Origin of the sequence: Rhizobium sp. 16-488-2b, from assembly GCF_017741815.1 — a bacterium.
Classification (GTDB): domain Bacteria; phylum Pseudomonadota; class Alphaproteobacteria; order Rhizobiales; family Rhizobiaceae; genus Rhizobium.
In genome coordinates, this window is record NZ_JAGHMF010000007.1 from 1 (window position 1) to 12,365 (window position 12,365).

The 12,365-nt window shown below is 63.6% G+C and carries 15 protein-coding genes; 12 read left to right on the forward strand and 3 right to left on the reverse strand.

Annotation, left to right across the window (positions count from 1 at the left end):
- A partial coding sequence (locus J5286_RS06165) for a transglycosylase domain-containing protein (protein ID WP_209215333.1) occupies window positions 1–1,984 on the reverse strand: 1,984 nt, incomplete at its 3' end.
- Between the two features lie 195 nt (window positions 1,985–2,179).
- Here J5286_RS06165 and J5286_RS06170 point away from each other — a divergent pair.
- On the forward strand, window positions 2,180–2,671 hold the full coding sequence (locus tag J5286_RS06170) for a YcgN family cysteine cluster protein (RefSeq protein WP_146618457.1): 492 nt from the start codon (window positions 2,180–2,182) through the stop codon (window positions 2,669–2,671).
- A gap of 21 nt (window positions 2,672–2,692) precedes the next feature.
- Here the strand turns inward: J5286_RS06170 and J5286_RS06175 are convergent, their stop codons facing one another.
- Both J5286_RS06175 and J5286_RS06180 read right to left on the reverse strand, forming a co-directional pair.
- The gene (locus J5286_RS06175; RefSeq protein ID WP_018898950.1) at window positions 2,693–3,037 is read right to left on the reverse strand and encodes an MmcQ/YjbR family DNA-binding protein; all 345 of its coding nucleotides are present in this window, start codon (window positions 3,035–3,037) and stop codon (window positions 2,693–2,695) included.
- A gap of 48 nt (window positions 3,038–3,085) precedes the next feature.
- Window positions 3,086–4,468: an HD-GYP domain-containing protein gene (locus J5286_RS06180; protein ID WP_209189666.1), complete on the reverse strand. Its 1,383-nt coding sequence runs from the start codon at window positions 4,466–4,468 to the stop codon at window positions 3,086–3,088.
- Window positions 4,469–4,709: 241 nt separating this feature from the next.
- Here J5286_RS06180 and J5286_RS06185 point away from each other — a divergent pair, with 241 nt between their 5' ends.
- The 11 genes from J5286_RS06185 to J5286_RS06235 all read left to right on the forward strand — a co-directional run bounded on the left by J5286_RS06185 (window position 4,710) and on the right by J5286_RS06235 (window position 12,365).
- Complete coding sequence (locus J5286_RS06185) at window positions 4,710–5,360, forward strand: hypothetical protein (RefSeq protein WP_209189667.1); 651 nt, start codon at window positions 4,710–4,712, stop codon at window positions 5,358–5,360.
- 334 nt (window positions 5,361–5,694) lie between these two features.
- A complete protein-coding gene (locus tag J5286_RS06190; protein WP_245205586.1) occupies window positions 5,695–6,960 on the forward strand; it encodes a DNA-packaging protein in 1,266 nt (421 codons plus the stop codon).
- A gap of 356 nt (window positions 6,961–7,316) precedes the next feature.
- Complete coding sequence (locus J5286_RS06195; protein WP_209189669.1) at window positions 7,317–8,003, forward strand: hypothetical protein; 687 nt, start codon at window positions 7,317–7,319, stop codon at window positions 8,001–8,003.
- A gap of 28 nt (window positions 8,004–8,031) precedes the next feature.
- Window positions 8,032–8,340, forward strand: a complete 309-nt coding sequence (locus tag J5286_RS06200; RefSeq protein ID WP_209189670.1) for a Dabb family protein — start codon at window positions 8,032–8,034, stop codon at window positions 8,338–8,340.
- A gap of 170 nt (window positions 8,341–8,510) precedes the next feature.
- Window positions 8,511–8,696 (forward strand): hypothetical protein, encoded by a 186-nt coding sequence (locus J5286_RS06205; RefSeq protein ID WP_209189671.1) that lies wholly within the window; start codon window positions 8,511–8,513, stop codon window positions 8,694–8,696.
- A gap of 139 nt (window positions 8,697–8,835) precedes the next feature.
- Complete coding sequence (locus J5286_RS06210; RefSeq protein WP_209189952.1) at window positions 8,836–9,237, forward strand: hypothetical protein; 402 nt, start codon at window positions 8,836–8,838, stop codon at window positions 9,235–9,237.
- A gap of 164 nt (window positions 9,238–9,401) precedes the next feature.
- Entirely contained in the window at window positions 9,402–10,559 is a 1,158-nt protein-coding gene (locus tag J5286_RS06215; RefSeq protein ID WP_209189672.1) for a phage portal protein, read from the forward strand.
- Window positions 10,560–10,626: 67 nt separating this feature from the next.
- Window positions 10,627–10,887, forward strand: coding sequence for a CopG family ribbon-helix-helix protein (locus J5286_RS06220; RefSeq protein ID WP_111561014.1), 261 nt, complete (start codon window positions 10,627–10,629; stop codon window positions 10,885–10,887).
- Entirely contained in the window at window positions 10,884–11,192 is a 309-nt protein-coding gene (locus J5286_RS06225) for a type II toxin-antitoxin system RelE/ParE family toxin (protein ID WP_209189673.1), read from the forward strand. Before J5286_RS06220 ends, J5286_RS06225 begins: the two co-directional genes overlap by 4 nt.
- A gap of 207 nt (window positions 11,193–11,399) precedes the next feature.
- The gene (locus J5286_RS06230; RefSeq protein WP_018898937.1) at window positions 11,400–11,717 is read left to right on the forward strand and encodes a DUF6107 family protein; all 318 of its coding nucleotides are present in this window, start codon (window positions 11,400–11,402) and stop codon (window positions 11,715–11,717) included.
- Between the two features lie 39 nt (window positions 11,718–11,756).
- A complete protein-coding gene (locus J5286_RS06235; RefSeq protein ID WP_409527965.1) occupies window positions 11,757–12,365 on the forward strand; it encodes an HK97 family phage prohead protease in 609 nt (202 codons plus the stop codon).

Here is a 12,365-nt window from a genome sequence, read left to right on the forward strand (position 1 = left end):
GGGGGGTGGGGGGGGGGGGCGGGGGGGCGGTGACGCCGGGGATGGCGCGCAGGGTGATGCCCTGGTGGGCGTAGTCCATCAGGCGCTTGAAGGTCATCGCCGGAAGCGTGCCGCCGGTCATCTTGTTGGTCGAGGTATAGTCGTCGTTGCCGAACCAGACGGCGGTGGTGAAATTGCCGGTGAAGCCGATGAACCAGGCGTCGCGATAGGCCTGCGTCGTGCCGGTCTTGCCTGCCGTCAGAATGCCGTTGTCGAGGGCTGCGCGCCTTGCGGTGCCGACATAGGGCACGCGCGACAGCATCTGGTTCATGTAGGCGTCGGCCTGCTCGGAGAGCACGCGCTTGGCCGGCGGCTCGTCCTTGTCGAAATCGTAGAGAACGTCGCCGCCGTAATCGAGGATCTGGGTGATGCCGTGGCGCCGCGACTGATAGCCGCCGGCGGGGAAGACCGCATAGGCGGTCGCCTGGTCCATGACGGTGACTTCCGACGTGCCGATCGGGATCGTCACGTCGTTTCGAACCGGCGATTCCACGCCGAGATTGGTGGCCATGGCCCGGATCGGGGCGATGCCGAACTTCTCCTTGGCGAGGCGGACCGGGATGGTGTTGATCGACTGCGCCACCGCGGTCGCAATCGTGATGCGGCCGGCATAGCGGTTTTCGTAATTGTGCGGGCTCCAGTTGCCCCAGGAAATGGGCGCGTCGACGACGATGCTGTCGGGGGTCATGCCGTTCTCCATGGCCACCGAATAGGTGTAGACCTTGAAGGACGAGCCCGGCTGGCGCAGGGCCTTGGTGGCGCGGTTGAACTGGCTCTCGCCGTAATCGCGCCCGCCGACCATGGCGCGCACCGCGCCGCCGTTTTCGATCATCACCATCGCGCCCTGCTTGGCGTGATAGCTCTCGCCATATTCGCGCAGCGACGTTTCCATCGAATCCTCGGCCGCGTGCTGCAGGCCCATGTCGACGGTGGTGCGCACGATCAGCGAATGCTGGTGGAAGCGCGGCGAAAGCCGCATGGTTTCGTCAAAGGCCCAGTCGAGGAAGAAATCGGGCGATTCCACCTGGTTGCGGTCGACGACGGTGGCCGGGCTGCGGCGTGCCGCGATCACCTGGCCCTCGGTCATCATGCCGCTCTGCACGAGATTGGTCAGAACCTCGTTGGCGCGGCCGCGGGCGGCCGGCAGGTTGACGTGTGGGGCGTATTTCGCCGGCGCCTTGAAGAGGCCGGCGAGCATGGCGGATTCGGCAAGGTTCACATCGGTGATGTTCTTGCCGAAATAGAATTGCGCCGCCGCCGCCGCCCCGAACGTGCCGCCGCCCATATAGGCGCGGTCGAGATAGGTGGAGAGGATTTCCTTCTTCGACAGATTGGCCTCAAGCCAGAGCGCCAGGAAGGCCTCGGTGATCTTGCGGTCGATCGAGCGCTCGTTGGAGAGAAACAGGTTCTTGGCAAGCTGCTGCGTCAGCGTCGAGCCGCCCTGAACCACGCCGCCGGCCTGCGCGTTGGTGACGATGGCGCGGAAGAGGCCGATGACGTCGATGCCGAAGTGGCTGAAAAAGCGGCGGTCTTCGGTCGCCAGCACCGACTTGATCAGGCTGTCGGGCAGCTCGTCGATCGGCACGGAATTCTGGTGGATGACGCCGCGATGGCCGATGACGTTGCCGTAACGGTCGAGAAAGGTGACGGCATAATCGCCGCGATTGCGCCAATCTTCCTTGGTAGCTTCGAATGCGGGCTGGGCAAGGGCAAGCATCAAGACGGCGCCGACCGAACCCCATGTCAGGCCTTCGCCGGCGAGTTCGAACACGACGCGCTTCCAGCCGCGAACGCGGAAGCGGCGGAAGAAGATGGTGATGTCTTCCCAGATTTCGGCGGAGCGGAAACCGGCGTTCCAGATGGTGGAATCGATCCAGGAATCGATCTTCAGCAGCAAGTGGCGTTTCTTGCGCGGCTGCTTTTCTGGATTGTCCGGATCCGTCACGTCTTATATTCCCGCCCGATCAGTCAGTTCGACACTGGCTAGCTTGGGCTAGCATGAGGTCGAACTATGGCAAATCTGCCGCTCGCATCCGGGGTAACCGGCGCAGGGTGAATCTTTGGTTGATTTGCCACCGAAGAACAAGAGAAATGGAAAGCACTCACGCGATTTTGCGGGTGCTGTTGCAAGAACGGAATGATGGAAGAGCAACCCTTCTGGAAGCAAAAGACGCTGAACGAGATGACCAATGCCGAGTGGGAAAGCATCTGCGACGGCTGCGGTCTCTGTTGTCTCAACAAGCTCGAGGAGTGGGATAGCGGCGATATCTACTTCACCTCGATCCGCTGCAAGCTGCTCGACAGCGAGAGCTGTCAGTGTTCCAGCTACCCCAATCGCTGGGACTTCGTGCCCGATTGCGTGCAACTGACCAAGCAGAATGTCGACGAAATCCCCTGGCTGCCGCCGACCTGCGGCTACCGGCTGCTGAACGAGGGGCGCGATCTCTACTGGTGGCATCCGCTGGTATCGGGCGACCCGGAGACGGTGCATATCGCCGGCATTTCGGCGCGCGGCCGCACCATCGACGAGACGGGCATCGATGTCGACAATTACGAGGACTATGTCGTCGACTGGCCGCTGACGGTGGGCGACGACGCGCCGAAGACGCCGGATGAGGTTGGCAATCGCTGAGTTGGTTCCAGCTGAATCGACTCATGGGGAAGGGATGACAACGAACTGTCTTTGCAGGGTTTTCGGCGCGGCGTTCTGCCAGGAGCGGCGCACCAGATCCTGCACCAGCGCGTCGCTCGCCAGCTGAAAGAACAGCCGCGTCGAGCCGCGCAATCCCCAGCCGCCGGGAACGGCGATCGTCTCCTTCGGCGAGACCGCCAGCGTCATGTGCTGCTGCTCCGGCGTCAGCCGGACGACGCAATAATCCTGTTCCGGCATGGTGAGAAAAATCCTCGTCCGCACGCGAAAATCGCGTGTGCCGTGATGCGCGCTCTCGACCGCCTCGGGCAGGCTGAGCGCGAAGGATGCAAGCTCTTCGCGGGTCATGATTTTTATTTTAGCACAATAGAATATTGTCAGGCCAATCAGAAAAACTCACGCAGCCGCGCGGTCTTCCTCGGGCACGCTGTCCCGCCGCTCCAGCTCAGTCCTAGCAAGTGCCCGCTGCAGCGCCTCGATGCAGATGGGGTCATGCGCCTGGCCGGCGCCTTCCCAGAGGATCGACAGCGCCTTGGAGATCGGCAGGGCGGCGCGATAGGGGCGGTCGGCGGTAAGCGCGTCGAACACGTCGGCGGTCGAGACGATCCTGACTTCCATCGGGATCTCATCGGCCATCAGCCCGCGCGGATAACCCTTGCCATCCAGCCGCTCGTGATGAGCGCCGCCGATGCGGGCGAGATCGGAGAAGGCGCCAATATGGGAGAGGATCATCTCCGAGAACTCGGCATGGCGCTTCATCTGGCCCCATTCCTCGTCGTCGAGCTTGCCCGGCTTGTCGAGCACGCTGTTGCTGACGCCGAGCTTGCCGATATCGTGAAGCAGGGCGGCGCGGCGCAACAGCCGGCGGCCTTTCTCGTCGATCCCCATCTCCTCGGCGATCAGATCGGTAAACAGCGCCACGCGGTCGCTATGGCCTGACGTATAGGGGCTCTTGGCGTCGATGACGCGGGCGAAAGCGGCAGCGATGTCATCGAGATAATCGTCATCGGCCATGATCGCCTGCTGGCCGGGCTCGCTGTCGAGCACGATCGTCTCCAGCGCCTCGGATCGCAGCGTCTGCCAGAACGCGTCGCGGCCTGCGATGCGGATGAAGGCGGCCGCAAGTGAAGGGTCGAACCAGCTGCCGGCCCGCTTTTCAATCTCGGCGATGGCGGCCTCTCGCCCGGCGCTCATCTGGAAGATATCGGCCACCTGCGAGACCAGCGCGATGCGCGAATAGAGCGGGATCTCCTCGCCGGAAATCCCCAGCGGCTTGCCGCCGCCGTTCCAGTGTTCGTCGAGGCTGAGCACGCCGTTTGCGACGCCCTCCGAAAAGCGCATCTGCCTGGCGATCTCGGCGCCCCGCTGGCAGCGGGTCTGGATCAGGTCGGTGGCGATGCGTCCGCCATTCTGCAGGATGTTGACGATCCCGCGAAAGCGCTCGGCAAGGCCGGCCTGCATGCCGGTATGCGAAAGCACGAAGCGCAGCACCTGGCTGAGGCTGCCGTCGACCAGCTTGAAGTCGCGCTTGAAGGAAAGATCGTCGGCCATGTAGAGCTCGCAAATCCGCGCCGCATTGCTGCTGCAGCCGAGATCCTTGAGAAGCAGCGTGTAATAAAGCTCCTGCAGCGCCTCATCCGCCATGCCGATCTCGCGGCCGATATGGGTGCCGATGTAGCAGGCGCGGATGCAATGGCCGGGCGGCTGGCCCTCCGTGAGGTCGAGCGCCTTGCTCAACGCCTCGATGATCTCCGCTAGTCGTATCTGGATGGCCTGCATGTCGATCGCCCCTTGCTGCGATCCGTTCTAGCCTTGGCTTTCTTGAGGATTCATTGAAATAGCCAGGGAAAAGTCGAGAAAACCTATATTTATCAATAGATTAGACATAGATAAATTGCAATTCGACGGCGCTTTACAGGAGAATTTTCCGGATGTAGGAAAATAATCCTTGACGGCGTAACGGTGCTTTGATAGGGTTATGGCATAGTCGGAAAGTTGCGGGCGAAAAGCGGCGAGGGGCATGGTCTCCTCGCTGGTCGATCATTGCCGCCGGCACCGCCGCTTTTCCACGCAACGCCTGTTGCCCCGGGATGTCCCCATGACCGATATCGACGATTTCGCGCCGGAGCTGTTTGGCCTCTGGCCGGCTCAGCACGCTTATGACGGCGATCCCGCGCGGGCTCTCGACGTGGACAGGGCAAAGGCGGTGGCCGAGGCCTGTATGCTCGAGACCAAGTCCGCAGCATCCCCCGCCGAAGAGCTGCGGGTGCTTCTGAACGAGATGACGGCCGAGATGCGCGAGCAGTTTTCGGCCTTTCGTGATCTGCGAAGGGCAGCTGAACAGGCGGCCTCCAGCGGTGGCGACGATGCCGCCGCCAAGCTCGCCCGCGCCGACCTGAAGGCCGCGACCGATGCCATGTCGCTGATCGTCCGCACGCTGGAGAAGATCGACCAGCTGCAGCGCCAGTTCGCCCGCGACCGCGAGCAGGCGGCCGAGGAAAGCGAAGCGGCGAGGGGGCTCGACCATGTCAAAGCGAAATTCCTCGCACGCATCGAAGAGCGAGCCGAAGCCCGCGCCCGCCAATTGCTGGCCGAATGGCAGCGCGACGGCGCTCCCCCAAACATTGACGACGGACCAGCGTTCGCCAGCCGCGAAGCCGAACCGGGTTGAGCGGCGCGTCGCGGACGCCAACACGGGCAAGGTCGCAGGCGCCTTGCTGGACTACAGTCATAAAATGGATGTGATCGTGGCGAAACGGGCTGATGACCGCGCGGTAATCCTGGGTGCCGTTGCGCCTGCAGCCTCGCTGATCGGGGCGATGTCGCAGCGGGATAGCGGGGCGGTGGCAGCGGCTGTTTCCGGTGAGGCGCCGGTGGTTGACGCTGTGACGAGCAGTGTGCCCCGGTCCGCCAACGCCAACGCCAACGCCAACGCCAACGCCAACGCCGATGTCCATGCTGGCGCCGATGTCGATACCGGCGAGCCCGAACTCTCGCCGGGCGACATGCTTGATCTTTCCGCCGAGGACCTCGCGGAACGGCTGGGGCTCTGGCCGTCGCTCGGTAATCTCTGGGCCTTCACCGGCCGCGACGAACAGCAGCCGCCGCCGGGAGACTGGCGCACATGGCTGATCATGGGCGGGCGCGGCTCGGGCAAGACGCGGGCGGGGGCCGAATGGGTGCATGCGATTGCCAGCGCCGGGCGCTCCTCGGATCTGCGCATTGCGCTGATCGCCGAAACGCTGGGCGATGCCCGCGAGGTGATGATCGACGGCATCTCGGGCATCATGCGGATCGCCCGCAGCCGTCGTCCCGAATTCGAGATCTCCCGCCGCCGGCTGGTCTGGCCGAACGGCGCGGTGGCGCAGATATTCTCGTCGGAAGATCCCGAAAGCCTGCGGGGACCGCAGTTTCATTTCGCCTGGAGCGACGAGCTCGCCAAGTGGAAGCATGGGCAGGAGACCTGGGACATGCTGCAGTTCGGCCTGAGACTGGGCAACGCACCGCGCCAACTGGTGACGACGACGCCGCGCCCGGTGCCGCTGTTGAAGGCGCTGATATCGGACCCGACGACGCTGACGACGCGTATCAGCACCCGCGCCAATGCCCACAACCTCGCGCCCGGCTTTATCGACGCGCTCGCCAACCGCTACGGCGGCACGCGGCTGGGGCGGCAGGAGCTGGATGGCGAGCTGATCGAGGATCGCGAGGATGCGCTCTGGCGCCGCGAGATGTTCGATGCCGTGACGATCCGCCTTTCCGGCGATCTCCGCCGTATCGTCGTGGCCGTCGATCCGCCGGCGGCGGCGGGGGTGAACTCCTGCTGCGGCATCGTTGTCGCGGGGCTGGATGCGAGCGGCCGCGCGGTGGTGCTGGCCGATTGCTCGGTGGAGGGCGCAAGCCCGGCGGGCTGGGCGAGCGCGGTGGCGAAAGCCTATCGCCGCTTCGCCGCCGACCGCGTTGTCGCCGAGATCAACCAGGGCGGCGATATGGTGACCGCGATGCTGAAAAGCATCGACGAGACACTGCCGGTGACGACGGTGCGCGCCACGCGCGGCAAATTCCTGCGCGCCGAACCGGTGGCGGCACTCTACGAGCAGGGGCGTGTCGCCCATGCCGGGCGTTTCATGGCGCTGGAAGATCAGATGTGTGATTTCGGCCCGGACGGATTATCCCAGGGCCGCTCTCCCGACCGGCTGGATGCGCTGGTCTGGGCGCTGACGGCGTTGATGCTCGAAGGGGGAGGAGAGCCGCGTGTGCGGGGTATTTGAAGCCTTGAGGGCGTATTGGCCACTGCCGGAGGGGCGGGCCGTGAGGGGGTGTTTGACACCCCCGGGCACTTGCGCTTAACGCTGCTGTTGCTGCGTGGCCGGACGTGGTGTCTGCGGCACGGAGCGAACCTGACGCCACTCGCTTTCGAGTTGGTCCGTTACATGCTGGGGAATGATCGGCTGATTGCTGTGAACGGGCTGCGTCATGCGGTCCTCCGAAGACGAATTGAATGATGGATCATCACTGCCATGCGCCAAACGGTCTGTAAATCAGGGCCTTAAACGCTTTAAACGATTAAAATAAATTTAATCGATTAAGGACATCAAGTCCTCATCAGCTTTTAGGATTACACGCTATGGTTATCCACATCGACAGGCGTTTTTTCTTCGACACGGTGCGCGAGGCGCTGTTCAAGGGCACGCTTTCGGGCCCGCAGGTCGAGGGCATGACGGCGATTCTGAATTTCTGGGAAGCGCGGATGGCCGACGCCGACCCGCGCTGGCTGGCTTATATCCTGGCGACCGCCTTTCACGAGACCGCCTACACCATGCAGCCCGTGCGCGAGACGCTGGCGACGACGGACGCACGCGCCGTCGAGATCCTGGAAAATGCATTCGCGAGCGGCAAGCTCTCCTGGGTGAAGACGCCCTATTGGCGGCCCGACGAGGATGGCAAGAGCTGGCTCGGCCGCGGCCTGGTGCAGCTCACCCACAAGCGCAATTACGAGGCGATGAGCGCGCTCACGGGCATCGATCTCGTCGCCGAGCCGGACCGGGCGATGGAGATGGGGTCGGCGGTATCGATCCTGATCGAGGGCATGGTTCAGGGCAGCTTCTCCAAGCACAAGCTCGCCGACCATCTGAACGCGACGAATGACGACTGGATCAACGCCCGCCGCATCGTCAACGGCACCGACCGGGCCGAGAAACTGGCAGGCTACGGCAAGACCTTCCTCGCCGCCATAAGGCCTGAGCAGCCGACGACCTGGTTCACCCGGTTGAAGCAGTGGCTGTGCCGTGGTATCGCCCGGCTTACGGGCTAAACCCAATCAGAATTTACAGGAGTTCCGCGTGATCCGTCACATCGTCTTCTTCACGGCGCCGATCGAAAACCTGGAGAAGGTGCGCGCCGGCTTGTCGATCCTGACGGCCATCCCGCACGCCCGGCTGCTTGAGATCGGCACCAATGTGAAGACCGACCAGCTCGGCACCGAGGTGGATCTCGTGGTCTATGGCGAGTTCGACGACGAAGCAGCGCTGGCCGCCTACAAGGCGCACCCGAACTACCAGCTCTCCATCGACCTCGTACGCCCGATCCGCGAAATGCGCATGGCGGCGGATTACGAGAGTGACCTGGCGGTGAAGCAGCCGCTGGGGTGATTGGGGGCTTAGCCGTTCGTGCCTGTGGTTCGCCAAAGAGGCGGCCTTGCAAATTGGGTTGTTGCTAACAAGAACTGCCTGTGAAATCATTGCGACTGGAATTCAGTTGCGATGATGGGCGATCAATCGCGTCAACCGGATTGCAACTATCTGACCGACGGGAAAGAGCTATGAAGCCGATCACCTACAAGGGCTATCAGGCGTCGGTCGAGCGTCAGGATGGCACGCTGTTCATCAAGATACTGCATGTCGACGATCTCCTGCTTGCGGAGTGCGAGGATTCGAGGCTCTTGGAAGCAACTGCGCGGACGCTGATCGACGACTATATCCAAAGCCGCATCGAACTGGCCGCTTGATCTTTACCGCCACTGTTCCAGCGCGCCGCAAACGCACCGGTTGCTGCCGCGTGCATGTTTTCGGTTTTAATTCAACCTGAAGTCGGATATTCCCATTGGGTTGGGAAAACAGACGTTTCAGGAGATAAAATTGAAGATCATGGTGATGACGGCGGCGCTGCTGCTTTCGGGCGCGGGCTTGGCTGAGGCGGCTTCCTGCGAGGCGAATTTCAAAGTGTCGGGCGTGCCGATGGTGACGGCGCTGAGCTACAAGACGTGGCAGGAGTTTCCGAAGGCGAAATCCGCCGCCGTCTTGAAGAACCTCGCCCAGGCGGTCGCCGCCGAGGGCTTCTCCGGCATCAAGGTCAACAAGGAGCTCTCCTCGGTGGACGCCTTCCAGGAAACGACAGGCAGCGGCCGCATCCAGACCCTGCGCGTCGTCGCCCGCCAGAAGGGTTCAGGCGTGCGCGTCGATGCCGTCTTCGATATCCAGGCAGGCCAGCTGACCACCAAGGAAGTGGTGCGCACCGGGCTTTGCAACATCATCGGCTCGGCGCTCTGATAGTTGCGGCCGGACGTGAGCCGGCCGCGCGTCGTTCTTGAGCATCCACGTCGCGGGGACATGCCCGCGACCGCCGCCCTTGCGGCGCCTCGGGCTTAATCGCACTATGCAGACGATAGCACCGGCCAATTGAGCGCCGGTCGCAAACATCAGGAAACCGGATCATGAACCTTCGATCTCTCCTGCCGTGGGGCTCCGCGGCGGGCCGCACATCTGTGCCCGAACGAAAAGCCGCGGGAGGCTTCTTGTCGCTGACCTCGGAGGGTAGGGCGAGCTGGACAGGCCGCTCCTACGCGGCCTTGTCGCGCGAGGGCTTCATGCGCAATCCGGTCGCGCATCGCTGCGTGAGGATGGTCTCGGAGGCGGCAGCCTCGGTGCCGCTGCTGCTCTACGAGCAGGATCGCGAACGGCCGGACCACCCGCTGCTGCATCTGCTGCGCCAGCCGAATGCCCGCATGAGCGGCCCCGATTTCTTCGAGGCGCTCTATGGCCATCTGCTGCTGTCCGGCAATGCCTATGTCGAGCCCGTCGAGATCGGCGGCGCGCTGCGCGAACTGCATCTGCTGCGTCCCGACCGTATCGGCATCGTCGAGGGCCGCGACGGCTGGCCGGAAGCCTATGACTACCGCGCCGGCGGCCTCGTCCGCCGCTTTCCCGTCGAGACCGACGGGCTCGGCCTGCTGCACCTGAAACTCTTCCACCCGCTCGACGATCATCTCGGCTTTCCGCCGCTCGCAGCCGCTCAGGTGGCGCTCGATCTCTCCAATGCGGCGGCGACCTGGAACAAGGCGCTACTCGACAACTCCGCGCGCCCTTCCGGCGCGCTCGTCTACCAGCCCAGGGAGGGTGGCAATCTCTCGCCGGACCAGTATGAGCGGCTGAAGCAGGAGCTCGACGAGGGCTATTCCGGCCCGATGCGCGCCGGCCGGCCGCTGCTGCTCGAAGGCGGGCTCGACTGGAAATCGATGGGGCTCTCGCCCAAGGACATGGACTTCGTCGAGGCCCGCAATGGCGCCGCCCGCGACATCGCGCTCGCCTTCGGCGTGCCCCCCATGCTGCTCGGCATCCCCGGCGACAACACCTACGCCAACTACCAGGAAGCCAACCGCGCCTTTTATCGCCTGACGGTGCTGCCCATGCTGACCCGCACGCTGGCGGCGCTGTCGAGTTGGGCGGCGGCAGGCTATGGCGACGGGCTGCGGCTGGAGCCGGATCTCGACAAGGTCGCGGGTCTCTCCGCCGAGCGCGGCGAGCTCTGGAAACGCGTGGGCGAGGCGGCGTTTCTGACGGATGAGGAGAAGCGGCAGGCGGTGGGGTATTGAGTGGGGCGACATTGAGGCCCGCTTCGAAATTTGTTATACACCGTATTACAAATCGAGGAGCAAGCCGATGACCAAGCCCGTTCTCTCCGACCCGATTGCCCTGCGCATTCCAGAAGACATGTTGAAGGACATCGAGACCATCGCCAAGGCCACCGACCGCAGCCGCAGCTGGGTCATCGTCCGGGCGTTGAAATATTATCTGATGGAAGAGGGGAATGATGTTCTGCAGACGCTGAAGGGCGAAGAGCAGATCCGCAATGGCGAGACCGTCGATTTCGAGGAGTTCATGCGGGAACTGACATCCTCTCCCAGAGATGACGCGGCATGATGAAGGTCATTCTTTCCAAGGATGCCGCGGACTATCTCAGCCACGAATATGGCTATCTGAGCGCGTTCAATTCCCGCGCTGCCGACGCCGCCATGGCGCGAATTCAGGGCGGCATCAGAAGGCTTGCCGCCTATCCCCAGATCGGCGCTCCCGTACCCATGTTGACAGGACGCCGTCAGCTGGTCGTCGGCCCCTATATCATCACCTACCGTATCGGCCGTGATGCCATCATGGTCTCCGACATCACGCATGGCAGGCAGCGCGAGCAACTGGACAGGGACGACGGGCTCGACGAGAGCGACTGACGCGTCACGAGTATCGCCCGTGTTTTGAACCTTGTTTGGCCGACCTCATCGACAATTGATTCATCGTGTGAACCGCCGGACTCAATCTTGGAGCGGCTGTCCGCAACAGATTCAAAAGACAGCAGAATTGAACCGGCTGCTGCATCGCTGCCGCGGAAGACGCGCATTTCGCGCACACCCACACCCACACCACAAAGGCCCAAACCAATGGCCGACTTCTCCAACGACACCAGCCTCTGGGCGACCAGGGCACTGGGCGCGTCGGCGGGTGCCGCCGTGTCGCTGATCTATCTGCTGCCGAAGAGCCGGCGCGAGGCGGCGAGCCGGTTCTTTACCGGGCTTTCCTGCGGCATCGTCTTTGGCGGCCCGACGGGGATCTGGATCGCCGAGCGGCTGGATCTGGTCGATCGGCTCTCTGCTGTCGAAGTGATGCTCTCGGGCTCGGCCGCCTCCAGCCTCTGTGCCTGGTGGGGCCTCGGCATTCTCCAGCGCATCGCCGGCCGATACGGCGCCCGCAACCGGTAAGCCGGCCAGCCACAAAACCATGAAACGAGGAGCATGATGATGACCGCAAGCCGCGCGCTGGCGCGAACCCCCACGCGCTTGTCTACCCGGGCCATTCCCGGCGCGGATACGCGCAAGTTCGCCAATCTGGAGCTGCGGGGCCTCAGCCGCGACGGCACCTTTTCCGGCTATGCCAGCGTCTTCGGCGAGGTCGATCTCGGCAAGGATGCGATCGAGCGCGGCGCCTTTCTGCGCTCGCTGAAGACACGCGGCGCCGGTGGCGTGCGTATGCTCTTCCAGCATGATCCGGCCGAGCCGATCGGCGCCTGGAAGACGATCCGCGAGGATAGTCGCGGGCTCTATGTCGAGGGGGTGCTCGCCGATGGCGTCAGCCGCGCCCGCGAGGTGCACCAGCTTTTGAAGAACGGCGCGCTCGATGGGCTGTCGATCGGCTTTCGCACCGTCCGCGCCAAGACAGACGCCAAATCCGGCGTGCGCCGGATCCTGGAGGCCGACCTCTGGGAGATCTCGGTGGTGACCTTCCCCATGCTGCCGTCCGCCCGCGTGCAGAACATCAAGAATGCGCGGTGGTTCCGCGACAAGGAGACCGAGCTCGTCCGCGCCATGCGCCGGGCGGCCCGGATGATGCTGCAAGACACCTTCAAGTAG

Coding starts and splice junctions, on each gene's coding strand:
- J5286_RS06215 (WP_209189672.1), top strand. CDS start 9,402: ATGAACCTTCGATCTCTCCTGCCGTGGGGCTCCGCGGCGGGCCGCACA.
- J5286_RS06205 (WP_209189671.1), top strand. CDS start 8,511: ATGAAGCCGATCACCTACAAGGGCTATCAGGCGTCGGTCGAGCGTCAG.
- J5286_RS06230 (WP_018898937.1), top strand. CDS start 11,400: ATGGCCGACTTCTCCAACGACACCAGCCTCTGGGCGACCAGGGCACTG.
- J5286_RS06190 (WP_245205586.1), top strand. CDS start 5,695: ATGCTTGATCTTTCCGCCGAGGACCTCGCGGAACGGCTGGGGCTCTGG.
- J5286_RS06170 (WP_146618457.1), top strand. CDS start 2,180: ATGGAAGAGCAACCCTTCTGGAAGCAAAAGACGCTGAACGAGATGACC.
- J5286_RS06185 (WP_209189667.1), top strand. CDS start 4,710: ATGGTCTCCTCGCTGGTCGATCATTGCCGCCGGCACCGCCGCTTTTCC.
- J5286_RS06225 (WP_209189673.1), top strand. CDS start 10,884: ATGATGAAGGTCATTCTTTCCAAGGATGCCGCGGACTATCTCAGCCAC.
- J5286_RS06220 (WP_111561014.1), top strand. CDS start 10,627: ATGACCAAGCCCGTTCTCTCCGACCCGATTGCCCTGCGCATTCCAGAA.
- J5286_RS06235 (WP_409527965.1), top strand. CDS start 11,757: ATGACCGCAAGCCGCGCGCTGGCGCGAACCCCCACGCGCTTGTCTACC.
- J5286_RS06195 (WP_209189669.1), top strand. CDS start 7,317: ATGGTTATCCACATCGACAGGCGTTTTTTCTTCGACACGGTGCGCGAG.
- J5286_RS06175 (WP_018898950.1), bottom strand. CDS start 3,037: ATGACCCGCGAAGAGCTTGCATCCTTCGCGCTCAGCCTGCCCGAGGCG.
- J5286_RS06210 (WP_209189952.1), top strand. CDS start 8,836: ATGGTGATGACGGCGGCGCTGCTGCTTTCGGGCGCGGGCTTGGCTGAG.
- J5286_RS06180 (WP_209189666.1), bottom strand. CDS start 4,468: ATGCAGGCCATCCAGATACGACTAGCGGAGATCATCGAGGCGTTGAGC.